The organism is Alcanivorax limicola (assembly GCF_019931215.1).
Lineage (GTDB): Bacteria > Pseudomonadota > Gammaproteobacteria > Pseudomonadales > Alcanivoracaceae > Isoalcanivorax > Isoalcanivorax limicola.
Genome location: NZ_JAIOUB010000004.1, coordinates 166558 through 178226 on the forward strand (window position 1 = coordinate 166558; position 11669 = coordinate 178226).

Annotated in this window: 11 protein-coding genes and 1 pseudogene; 8 read left to right on the plus strand and 4 right to left on the minus strand. The window is 60.3% G+C overall.

Annotation, left to right across the window (positions count from 1 at the left end):
- The first annotated feature begins 49 nt into the window (after positions 1-49).
- Positions 50-664 carry a TetR/AcrR family transcriptional regulator gene (locus tag K8B33_RS13600; protein ID WP_223427450.1) on the plus strand — a complete coding sequence of 205 codons (615 nt, stop codon included), beginning with the start codon at positions 50-52 and terminating at the stop codon, positions 662-664.
- Between the two features lie 270 nt (positions 665-934).
- On the plus strand, positions 935-1573 hold the full coding sequence (locus K8B33_RS13605; protein ID WP_223427455.1) for an endonuclease: 639 nt from the start codon (positions 935-937) through the stop codon (positions 1571-1573).
- Between the two features lie 18 nt (positions 1574-1591).
- On the opposite strand, the gene K8B33_RS13610 is transcribed toward K8B33_RS13605, so the two are convergent.
- The 3 genes from K8B33_RS13610 to K8B33_RS13620 form a co-directional block, all read right to left on the minus strand.
- Positions 1592-3367: an acyl-CoA dehydrogenase C-terminal domain-containing protein gene (locus K8B33_RS13610; RefSeq protein ID WP_223427456.1), complete on the minus strand. Its 1776-nt coding sequence runs from the start codon at positions 3365-3367 to the stop codon at positions 1592-1594.
- 166 nt (positions 3368-3533) lie between these two features.
- Entirely contained in the window at positions 3534-5117 is a 1584-nt protein-coding gene (locus tag K8B33_RS13615) for a DUF945 family protein (protein ID WP_223427457.1), read from the minus strand.
- 126 nt (positions 5118-5243) lie between these two features.
- On the minus strand, positions 5244-7040 hold the full coding sequence (locus K8B33_RS13620; protein WP_223427459.1) for an acyl-CoA dehydrogenase C-terminal domain-containing protein: 1797 nt from the start codon (positions 7038-7040) through the stop codon (positions 5244-5246).
- A 261-nt stretch (positions 7041-7301) separates the two neighbouring features.
- On the opposite strand from K8B33_RS13620, the gene K8B33_RS13625 reads away from it, so the two are divergent.
- Positions 7302-7490 (plus strand): Trm112 family protein, encoded by a 189-nt coding sequence (locus K8B33_RS13625; RefSeq protein ID WP_223427460.1) that lies wholly within the window; start codon positions 7302-7304, stop codon positions 7488-7490.
- On the opposite strand, the pseudogene K8B33_RS16265 reads toward K8B33_RS13625, so the two are convergent.
- Positions 7462-7692, minus strand: a pseudogene (locus tag K8B33_RS16265) (hypothetical protein); the annotation flags it as partial. The gene K8B33_RS13625 and the pseudogene K8B33_RS16265 overlap by 29 nt on opposite strands.
- Here K8B33_RS16265 and K8B33_RS13630 point away from each other — a divergent pair.
- From K8B33_RS13630 to K8B33_RS13650, 5 genes are all read left to right on the plus strand, one after another.
- On the plus strand, positions 7596-8615 hold the full coding sequence (locus tag K8B33_RS13630) for a phospholipase A (RefSeq protein WP_396020989.1): 1020 nt from the start codon (positions 7596-7598) through the stop codon (positions 8613-8615). The pseudogene K8B33_RS16265 and the gene K8B33_RS13630 sit on opposite strands and share 97 nt — an antisense overlap.
- Before the next feature lie 96 nt (positions 8616-8711).
- Entirely contained in the window at positions 8712-9470 is a 759-nt protein-coding gene (locus K8B33_RS13635) for an SDR family NAD(P)-dependent oxidoreductase (RefSeq protein WP_223427462.1), read from the plus strand.
- Between the two features lie 23 nt (positions 9471-9493).
- Positions 9494-9649: a DUF2256 domain-containing protein gene (locus K8B33_RS13640; RefSeq protein ID WP_223427463.1), complete on the plus strand. Its 156-nt coding sequence runs from the start codon at positions 9494-9496 to the stop codon at positions 9647-9649.
- Positions 9646-11067: a DASH family cryptochrome gene (locus K8B33_RS13645; protein WP_223427465.1), complete on the plus strand. Its 1422-nt coding sequence runs from the start codon at positions 9646-9648 to the stop codon at positions 11065-11067. The genes K8B33_RS13640 and K8B33_RS13645 overlap by 4 nt, the downstream gene beginning before the upstream one ends.
- A 134-nt stretch (positions 11068-11201) precedes the next feature.
- A complete protein-coding gene (locus K8B33_RS13650) occupies positions 11202-11666 on the plus strand; it encodes an LEA type 2 family protein (RefSeq protein WP_223427466.1) in 465 nt (154 codons plus the stop codon).
- Positions 11667-11669: the final 3 nt, after the last annotated feature.

Genomic DNA, 11669 nt, shown 5'->3' on the forward strand with positions numbered 1-11669 from the left:
GATGTCACAATAAAGCGAATGCTTGTTCGGATTCAATTCGGAACTCACTATGGCCAGAAAACCCCGTCAGGCCCGCTCCAGGGCCACCGTCAATGCCATCGTGGAGGCCGCCTTCATTGCCGTGGCCCGACACGGCCCGGCCGCCGCCACAACGCGCCAAATTGCTGATATTGCAGGGATTGGTGTCGGTTCGCTGTATGAGTACTTCAGCAACAAGGAGGCGATTTTTGCTGCCATGAGCGAGCGTTTCGTGTCCGACACCGTGGCCATGCTGCAGCCCCGCGTGCCCGAGCTTGTTCGGAAAAACATACGCGACGCGGTCCTGGATATGCTGGTGCTTTTCCGGGAATTCCTGCAGGAAAACGATGAGCTGTACCTCAAATGCGCCCGGCATGCCTTCGCCATGGATTTCGAGGAGTACCTGGATCCGGTCCACCGATTGCTGCTGGACATCGTCACCCAGCACATGATGCGGCACCCGGAAACCGCCCGGGTACGCAACATTCCGGCGATGACCTACATCTATATCAATGGCGGGATTTTTTCGGTGGTGCGCCACCTGTCAGAGCAGAACCCGCCGGTGACCTTTGAGGAGCTGTCTCGAGGCCTGGCGGACATGGTCGGGCATTATGTGGATCAGGAGCTGTTGCTAACGCAGCAGTAACCTGAGCACCGTTCATCCGGAAAAACCCTCACTTCATCATGCAACCACCCCGGTTTCATGCATCATGGACACGTGGGGGAGTGGAATTATTGTGACGCAGGGCACATTATTGAAACAGGAAGGTCGTTAAACGGAAGGACGAAACAGAATAACAGAGCAACGTGGCTGCGCCGGGCTATACCGCAAAGCTCACCAGCGTCATGACGGGAAGCAAACATCATGAGCGTGACTCAGGCAAGAACATCGGGAACAAGAACATCGGGATCTGACGTGCACCCCCTCTCCCTGCCGGGCCTTGCTATTCTGCTGCCCGCACTCCTGTGCTGGAGCACACCGAGCCAGGCCGAACCTTCTGCGGATGATCTGTTCATTGAGCAGGTTTATGCAGAAGGCGGGCAAACGTTGTATTGCGCTACGCCATTCATGCCCGGGGACAGAGTGCGAATCGAACGGATTTATCCGGATAGACAATTGCTGCAGCACGCAGGCTGCACCCACGCACGCCTCTGCCGCAATAACGCAGATTACCTGCGCGCCAGCAACGACATGCATCATATGTTTCCTGTCGAACGACAATCCGACCTGGACCGACGGGGTGCGTTGTTCGGTGAGCTACGCTCTGGTGTGCCGACCAGCGAGCGCTGTGGCTACCGGCTCGGTTTCCAGACCTTCGAACCGCCAGAGGCGGTTCGCGGCATCGTTGCGCGGGCAATGATGTATATGCACGTAGAACACGACGTGCCACTGGCGGGTTCTTACGAAATGTTCCTGCGCTGGCATGAGGAATCGCCGCCGGAAACGGCAGAACGGGAGCGCAATGCCCTGATCGGCGAGATACAGGGCAACCGCAATCCCTTCATCGACAATCCCGCCAGCATGCGGAATGTGCCACCACCAAGCCCGTTCTGAGGAGCCTCCTCCGGCGCATCAGAACGCGTCGGCGGCCAGGCCCATAATGGCATCGCTGCCCGCTTCCAGCTGCGCCACCAGGCTGTGCGCCCGGGGCAACAACCGCTGGAAATAGAAGCGGCCGACCAACAACTTGCTCTCGCCAAACTGATCATCACGACCCGCTGCGGCCTGCATCATGCGCGCCCACAACCAGGCGTAGGTCACCAGCCCGAACAGATCCAGGTATTCCACCGCAGAGGCATTGACCGCATCCGGGTCGCTGCTGGCGCGCTCAAGCAGTTGGGTCGTTGCCTGCTCCAGCAAGCCCAATGCCTCTTCCAGCTTCGGTGCCACCGACGCCAGTGCGTCACTGCCACCCGCCTCGGCCAGCCATTCACGCACTTCGGCGATAAAGCGGCCGGCTGAAGCACCGCCGTTACGCACAACCTTGCGGCCCGCCAGATCCAGTGCCTGGATACCGTTGGTGCCTTCGTAGATCTGGGCAATACGTGCGTCACGCACAAACTGCTCCATGCCCCACTCACGCACATAACCGTGGCCGCCCAGCACTTGCTGCCCGATGATGCAGGTTTCCAGGCCGCGATCGGTGAAGAACGCCTTGGCCACCGGTGTCAGCAGCGCAACGCGATCGTCCGCCAGCTTGCGCGCTTCAGCATCTTCAGAAAACTTGGCGATATCCAGTTGCATGCCGAGATACGAAGACAGCGCACGGCCGCCTTCATTCAGGGCACGCATAGTCAGCAGCATGCGCCGCACGTCGCCGTGCACGATGATGGGATCGGCATTGCCATCCGGGTTCACCGGGCCGCTGGCAGCGCGCCCCTGCACCCGGTCACGGGCGTATTCCACAGCGCTCTGGTAGCTGATTTCGCCCAGGCCGAGACCTTGCAGGCCGATGGACACCCGCTCGTAATTCATCATGGTGAACATGGCCGCCAGCCCCTGATTCGGCTCACCGATCATCCAGCCCCGGGCACTGTCGAAATTCATCACGCAGGTGGCGGAGCCCTTGATGCCCATCTTGTGCTCGATGGAACCGCACGCCACACCGTTACGCTCACCGATGCTGCCGTCTTCATTGACCAGGAATTTCGGCACCAGGAACAGGGAAATGCCTTTGCTCCCCGCCGGCGCATCCGGCAGTTTGGCCAGCACCAGATGGATAATGTTATCCGTCATGTCGTGCTCGCCACCGGTGATGAATATCTTGGTGCCGCTGATCAGAAAGCTGTCATCCGCCTGGGGTTCTGCCTTGGTGCGCATGATGCCCAGGTCCGTGCCACAGTGCGGTTCGGTCAGGCACATGGTGCCCGCCCATTCCCCGGAGTAGATCTTCGGCAGATAGGTCTGCTTGAGTGACTCGGTGGCGTGGGCATCCAGACACAGGCAGGCGCCGTTGGACAGCAGCGGGTACAAGGCCAGCGACGTATTGGCGCTGTGAATCATTTCCTCGAACAGCACGGCAAGCATTTTCGGCATGCCCTGGCCGCCGTATTCCGGATTACCGGACAGCGCCGTCCAGCCATTTTCCGCCATGGTGCGGTAAGCACTTTTGAAGCCTTTCGGCGTGGTGACCACGCCATTCTCGAACTGGCAGCCTTCCTCATCACCCGAGCGATTCAGCGGCAACATCACGCCTTCCACCATCTTGCCCGCCTCCTCGAGGATGGCATGGGACAAATCACGAGTGACTTCTGCGGTGGCGGGCATGCTCGCCCAGAGTTGCTCCGACGCGAACACGTCGTCGAGGATGAACTTCATATCATCCAGCGGGGCCTTGTAGGTCGCCATGTGCACTTCTCCACGAATTTGGCCGGTGGCAAATTTTAAGCAGGTCGGCATGCCGGTGACAGGGCTATTTGTGACTCACCGTTCATACGAGCGTTTGAACCGCTCCCGAGCGTTTCACCATGATGGCGTCTCGGGAGCGATGCAGAAGTGAAAGTGCCGTCAGATCTCAGTAGTCAGACATGTCCAGCCAGTCTGACGCACCGGGGTAGATGCCGATTTCGTAGCAGTAATCCGGAATATCGTTGCTATCCGCATCCTCGCCGTAACAGGCCTCAATATCCAGCACTGTCACGTCGCCACCGGTACGCAGCGGCGACAACCGCTCCATGAACTCCGCCGCCGTCAGCGTGCCACCGTTGAACACCAGCTCGCCATCCTTGACCGTCAGGGTCATGCCGTAGCGACCGTTGTGCAATGTCGCCAGCTCGGCGCTGACCATCTCAGCCGCAAATTCCGCTTGCCCGGCCGGCAGCAGCGTCTCGTCCACATCCAGGCTCAGGGACGCATTGACCAGATGCAGGATTTGCGCCTCGTCCAGTGACGCCTGCTCATCCAGCGGCACATTGCTACCGTTCAGGCCCTGGTAATCCACCTGCGCATTCAGTGACACCTGGCGCACACCTGCATTGTCCAGCATGAGCTGCACATTGGCGCTACTTTCCCCGGGACGCAGCAGACGCTCGGACAGCACCACCGCCATCTCCTCAGTGAGCGCGGTCATCTGCGCAAACAGCTCGTCGGCGGACATGTCGTCAGCCAAGCCGTCGGGCTCTGCAAACAGGTTCACCATCATCTGCGATTGCAGCCGGTCGATGTCGTCGGACAACTGCTGTATACGCACCATGGCATCCCGATCAATGCCACGGTAGGCCAGCGCCATGTAGGCGTGGTCCAGCGGGATATCCAGAGAATCCGCCACCACATCCGTCAACCACAGCGACATGGTGCCGCTCAGTGCATCGCCCTCCAGCGCGCTGGTTGCATCCAGCGCCAGGTCAAAACTGGCGTGGGCATCGTCTTCCCAGGGCTGACGTGCATCGCGCCCCGCCCGAATGCCGTTCGCGCGCAGTTGCACCTGCAGGAGCGGCAGGATGCCCTCGATCATGTCAACGACATCCACGGTCATATCCACCGCAGCGATCGTCAGCTCCCCTTCCGGGCCACCGTTGAGCGCGAGCTCTCTCATGACAAGAAACACTTTGCCGGTGTCACCGGTCATGGAGGTCATATAGGCGTCCAGCTCCAGGCGCGCCAGTGAGGCACTGAATTCACCGGATGCAAAGCTGATTTCAGGCACCCAGGCACGCACCCGGGCACTGCGGTCGAACGACAACCACGTTTCCGCGTAGAGCGGTGACTCGTCACCGAGCACGTCGGCGATCACACTGCGAATGTCGTCAGGCAGAGGCGCCATATCCAGTTCGCCGTGGCTGAACGCCAGGCCCGCCCAGGGGCCGCTGGAGGTCCACATCACAGGACCATGACGCAACGTGCTCTTGTCGCACACGTAACCGGAAAACGCGGCCAGCTTCGGCAAGGTCTCGTCTACCGTCAGGCAAGAACGTACCTGCGACGAAAAAATACCGCGACGGTACTCCACAACCCGAAAACGCAGGCCGTCCTGTCCGGGCAGCACTTCCATTTCAGCCAATGCATCCGTGTACAGGGTTTCAACACGCGCGCCCACCAGATAGCTACTGCCAATCCACACAATGGCGACTACCAGCAGCCCGACAATGATTTTTTTCATCTTCCCCCAACTCCCTCGATAAGGTTATCGCGCTATCCAGCGCTTCATTCAACAAGCTGCATGATGTTACATCAAGCACAAAAAAGCCCGCCAGCGGCGGGCTTTTTTGTTACAGCGTTTGGCGGATCAGAGAGCCAGCTGCTCTTCGGTGATCGCCATCAGGCAATCAACGCCACCTTCGATAGCGCCTTTGTGCGCCGCAACACGCGGCAGCAGACGCTTGAAGTAAAAGCGCGCTGTCGCCAGCTTGCCCTTGTAGAAGTCTTCTTCCGACGTCCCTTCTGCCAGTTTGGTCTGTGCCACTTCCGCCATGCGCGCCCAGAAGTAGGCCAGCGTGACGTAACCGGAGTACATCAGGTAGTCCACGGACGCGCCGCCTACTTCCTCGATGTTCTGCATCGCCTTGGCGCCGACCGCCATGGTGATATCACCCCACTCCTTGTTCAGACGGCTCAGCGGCTCAGCGAACTCTTTCATGTTCTCCTGCTCTGCCACGCCTTCGCAGTACTTGTGGATCACCTTGGTCCACGGACGCAGCGCTGCGCCCTGGGTCTGCAGCACTTTGCGGCCCAGCAGATCCAGCGCCTGGATGCCGGTGGTGCCTTCGTAAATCGTGGAGATCTTGGCATCACGCAGGTTCTGCTCCATGCCCCACTCGCGAATGAAGCCGCTGCCGCCGCACACCTGAATACCCAGGCAGGCAGATTCCACGCCGGCTTCGGTCAGGAACGCCTTGGCGATCGGTGTCAGCAGTGCCATCAGGCTGTCTGCTTCCTTGCGCTCGGCTTCGTCCTTGGCCAGTTTGACCTTGTCGCCCAACTGGGACAGGAAGTAGACCAGCGCACGGCCCCCTTCGGCAAACGCCTTGGAGGTCAGGATCATACGGCGCACATCCGGATGCACGATTACCGGATCAGCAGGACCGTCCGGGTTTTTCGGGCCGGACAGGGAACGCATGGCCAGACGCTCGCGGGCAAACTCCACAGAGCCCTGGAAGGCCAGCTGCGCGTGGGCCACACCCTGAATAGCCGTGCCGAGACGGGCAAAGTTCATGAAGGTGAACATGCAGTTCAGGCCCTTGTTCTCCGGCCCGATCAGCCAGCCTTTGGCGCCGTCGAAGTTCATGACACAGGTGGCGGAGCCGTTGATGCCCATCTTGTGTTCGATGGAACCACAGGCCACCGCATTGCGCTCACCGACGGAGCCGTCATCGTTGACCAGAAACTTGGGCACGATGAACAGGGAGATACCCTTGGTGCCCGCCGGTGCTTCCGGCAGACGCGCCAGCACGATGTGGACGATGTTGTCAGCCATGTCGTGCTCACCGGCAGAAATCCAGATCTTGGTGCCAGAGATCTTGTAGGTGCCGTCAGCCTGTGGCTCTGCCTTGGTGCGCAGCAGACCCAGGTCAGAACCACAATGCGGTTCGGTCAGACACATGGTGCCGGTCCAGTGACCGCTGGTCAGTTTCGGCAGGTAGGTTTCTTTCTGTTCCTGGGTGCCGTGCTCTTCGATCGTGGCAACAGCGCCATGGGACAGGCCCGGGTACATGCTCCACGCCCAGTTGGCAGTACCGGTCATTTCAGAGATCGGGATACCGGCAGAGGTCGGCAGGCCCTGGCCGCCAAACTCGGGCTCGCCGCCCAGGGAAGGCCAGCCGCCCTCCACGTACTTGGCGTAGGCTTCCTTGAAGCCTTTCGGCGTGGTGACAACGCCATTGTCGAAATGGCAGCCTTCTTCGTCGCCGGTGCGGTAGATCGGGGCCAGTTCGTTCTGGGAAAACTTCGCGCCTTCTTCCAGGAACGCGTCAACCAGCTCGCTGTTCACCTCTTCCAGGCCGAGCTGCTGGTAATGACCGTCCAGATCCAGCACTTCATTCAGGACGAAACGCATATCGCGTACTGGGGCTTTGTAATGGGGCATTGCAACCTCCGAAGGCGTTAATTCGCGTATTGATCACTGTGGCGCTGACGACCCTGCCGCGGCAGGTCAAAAAACGAGCAGCGCTGAGAGGGGCACAATCTTATCGCCGCCGGCAGCCGCGTCCTACCGGTATTTGTGACCCGATGGTCAAACAGGCGTTTGAAACCACCGTTTACCTGTCTTTTTCGCTTATACTCTGCCGCGACAGGTGAATGGCTGGTGATTGGCACCAGCTGCCCGCTTTCCTGCAGGAAGCCCGTTATGCTCGACAGAGAACTCCTGGACATCCTCGTCTGTCCGGTCAGCAAAGCACCGCTGGCCTGGATTGAATCCGCTGGTGAACTCCAGTGCAAAGCCAGTGGCCTGGCCTACCCGGTACGCGATGGCATCCCCGTGCTGCTTGAGGAAGAAGCACGCACCCTCAGCGACGACGAACTACGCAAGCTCTGACACGCCATCTCTGACAAAAGGGAATTTGCCATGACTCGCCTGATGTCGCCGGTATTGACGGTTCTGCTGGCCCTGGCAGTGGCCACTTCCGCCAGCGCGGATCTCTTGCTGGCGCCGGCTGACCAGAATGAAGAGGCGGACTCATCATCAAGCAGCAATGCCACTGATGACGACACTGGTGATGACGCCACAGCCAACGCCGGCAGGAACAAGACCGCCTGCATGGACCAGTTGCTGCGCGACGCTCCGGCAGATACGCCTGTCAGTCAACTGCGAGAATGGTGCGGCCTGAATGGCAAAGACCCCCGTCAGCGCAGTGTCGACGCCCTGCGCGCCCGCATGGCGCTGGAAGAAAGCTCCCAGTTCAACCCCTTTGTCATGACCCCGCACCGGCGCAACTACATCATGCCGGTCAGCTACTGGTCCAACCCGGAGTGGAATGACCCGGACAAAAGCGACGACAACCTCGACGCACTGGAAGCCAAGTTCCAGATTTCGATCAAGGTGCCACTGGCGACTGAAGTGTTCAAATTCTACAACGTCTACTTCGCCTACACCCAGACCAGCTTCTTTCAGGTTTACAACGCATCACAGTCGCGACCGTTCCGGGAAACCAACTACATGCCCGAGCTGTTCGTGACCCGCGCGATCGACTGGCAACTGGGCCCGATCGACTCCGAGCTGCTGAGTTTCGGCTATCTGCATCAATCCAACGGGCAGGACGTGCCCGTGTCACGCAGCTGGGAGCGCCTGTTTGCCTCCTATGTTGCGCGCACCGGCAACTACTACTGGGGTGTGCGCACCTGGCTCCGGATTCCGGAAAAAAGCAAGGATGATGCGGATGACCCGCGCGGCGACGACAACCCGGATATCGAAAAATACATGGGCAACTTCGACCTGACGGTGGCGCGTCCCTTTGGCAATCACGTCGCCGAGGTCATGGTGCGTAACAACCTGCGCCGTGGCGACAACCGGGGCGCGGTGCAGCTGGACTACACCTTCCCGCTGAGCAGCCGCTTCAAGGGCATCTTCCAGGTGTTCAGCGGCTACGGCGATTCGCTGATCAACTACGACGATTACCAGAACCGGTTCAGCATCGGCATTCTGTTGACCGATACCTTGTAGCCGATATGTTGTAGCTGGCGCCTGGCAAGGCTTCACGCCGCCTTGGCCATGCTGCGCAGACACTGACCTGACTCGATTTTCACGCAGGGGCAGGTCATGACAGCGCAGCACTTCCTGGTTCAGGGCGCCAGCCGGGGCATCGGTCTCGCCATGGTGACCCGGCTCCTGGCGCGGGCCGATATTACCCATGTCTACGCCTGCAGCCGCGCCCCGCAAAACAGTTCACCGTTGCAGACACTTGCGTCCGCGCATCCCGGCCGCCTGACCCTGCTGCCCCTCGACATCACCCTTGAAGCGGATATTGTCCGTGCCGCCGCTACCGTGGGCGAGCGGCACGAGCGACTGCACGGCCTGATCAATTGTGCAGGGGTGTTGCACGACGACGCGCTGTCTCTCCAGCCCGAAAAGCGCCTGGAACAGATCGATGCCAGCGCACTGGACGCCAGCTTTCGCGTCAACACCTTCGGCCCCATGCTTCTGGCACGCCATTTTTTTCCACTGCTGAAGCACGATCAACCGGCCCGCTTCGCCACGCTGTCCGCCCGTGTTGGCAGCATCAGTGACAACGCCATGGGTGGCTGGTACAGCTACCGGGCGAGCAAAGCGGCGCAAAATCAGTTCACCCGTACCTTCGCCATCGAAGCCCGGCGGCGGGCAAAGCAGCTGATCATTCTTGCGCTGCACCCGGGCACTACCGATACCGCGCTGTCGCAACCGTTCCAGAAAAACGTCCCGGAGAAAAAGCTGTTCACCACAGACTTCGTCGCCGAGAGCCTGCTCAACATTGTTTTCAACGCCACGACGGAAGACTCAGGCCGTTTTATCGCCTGGGATGGTCAGGACATACCCTGGTGAGGACATTCCCTGGTGAGCCAGTCATGACAACGCACCGGAAACAGGATCTCCCCAGCAAGCACTGTGCTGTTTGCGGCCGACCTTTTACGTGGCGTCGCAAGTGGGCCGCCTGCTGGGACGAGGTCCGCTACTGTTCAGAGCGCTGTCGCCGGCATCGACGCGAGGCCAGACCTTCATGACCACGCTCTTCTGGTTTCGTAACGACCTGCGCGTTGATGACAATCCGGCGCTGCTACGCGCTTGCGCGGATGGCCGGGTGGTACCCGTCTATTGCCTTGAACGGTCTCGACGCGGCACGCATCGACAGCGCTTTCTCTGCGAGGCACTGCACGACCTGCATCAACAGCTGCGCCAACGCGGCAGTCATCTGGTAGTGCGCCATGGCGCGCCCGCCGACGCGCTGACGGCGCTCGCACACAGCGTCAAGGCACGCCGTATCGTGACCAGCTGGCAGCCCGGCACCGAGGAGGCCGAGGTGCTGGCATTGGTGCAGCGCGCGCTGCCAGACATCCCCGTGGATGTGATCGAGAACGACGGCCTGTTCCGGCGCGCCCAGTTGCCGTTTGCGCTGGACAATTTTCCCCGCACTTTCACCGCGTTCCGAAAAAAGATCGAAGCCCATGCCGACAGCGATCTGCCGTTGGATGCACCCGATACTCTACCCCCGGTTGCTGATGCCGCGCTGGCACTCGATCAGGGGGTGCCTTCGTCCTTACACTCGTCCTTACACTCGCCCTCGCATTCCCTTTATGTCGGCGGCGAGACCGCCGCATGGCAACGGCTTCAGCACTATTTCCGGGACAGCAAGGCGCTGCGCCACTACAAGGAAACCCGCAACGGCTTGCTGGGCATTGACTACTCCTCGAAATTTTCTCCGTGGCTGGCCCACGGCTGTCTGTCGCCGCGCCGGATCGTTGCCGAAGTGCGCTGTTTCGAAGCCGACATTGTGAAGAACGACAGCACTTACTGGCTGGTGTTCGAATTGCTCTGGCGGGAGTATTTTCGCTGGCTGTCGTTGTTTGCGGGGGCACGCCTGTTTCGCTTTCAGGGCATGCGCGAACACCCCGCGCCGGTGCCGGATTTCTCATCCCGGCGTTTCACCGCCTGGTGTCAGGGCAACACCGGTATGCCGTTCGTTGATGCCAACATGCGCGAACTCAATGCCACCGGTTTCATGTCCAACCGGGGCCGACAGAACGTGGCCAGCTTTCTGATTCATGATCTGCAACAGGACTGGCGTCTCGGTGCCGCTTGGTTCGAGCAGCAGCTGCTGGATTACGACGTGGCCAGTAACTGGGGCAACTGGGCTTATATTGCCGGCGTCGGCAGCGACCCGCGCCAGGGGCGCTGGTTCAATGTGCTGGGGCAGGCGCTGCGCTATGACCCGCAGGGGGACTATGTCAGCCACTGGTTACCCGAACTGGCGGGGCTGCCCCCGGCACGGCGGCATATGCCGTTTATCGAGAACGCTCCTATCGAGAGTACTTCTATCGAGAGTACTGCGCCTCCCCCTGCCCGCGACTACCCCGACTTGATCATTCCCGTTCCCGAAGGCTGGCGCGACACGCTGCCCCCCCGTAAAGACGCCGCAGGGTAGCATCAGATCACCCTGATTCTGGGCACCGTGCTGGCAGCAACGCAGGAAAACAACGACAACCGGTGAACCGGGCCGCTATGATCCGGTCTGATCAAATACGTTGCGAATCTGTCTACCGCTCACTGGAGTCTTTGATGTCGACCCTGCGCCTGCATCTTGTCGCTGTAATCAGTTTTGTCCTGCTTGCGGGCTGTACCAACCTGCGCAGTGAAATGCTGCCGCCGGAGGTGGCGCTCTCGGATATTCGTCTGGTCAACATGACCATGCTGGAACAGGAGTGGGAGCTGACCCTGCGCACCCGCAACCCCAATGATCAGGCGATCGACCTGCGCAGCCTGGAATATCAGATTCTGGTGGAGGACCGGCCTTTCGCCAGAGGGTTGACCAACAGTGCAGTGACCTTGCCCGCCATGGGTGATGCGCTGGTAAGAACCCGGGTGACCACCGGGCTGTTCGAAACGCTGCGCCAGTTCCAGGCGATGCAGCACGAACCGGGCAAGCCGATCACCTATCGCATCAGCGGTAGCGCCCGGGTCGGCGGTGTGCCGTTTGCCTTGCCGTTTGATCAGACTGGTGAAGTGTTGATGCCGGCGCTGTAACGC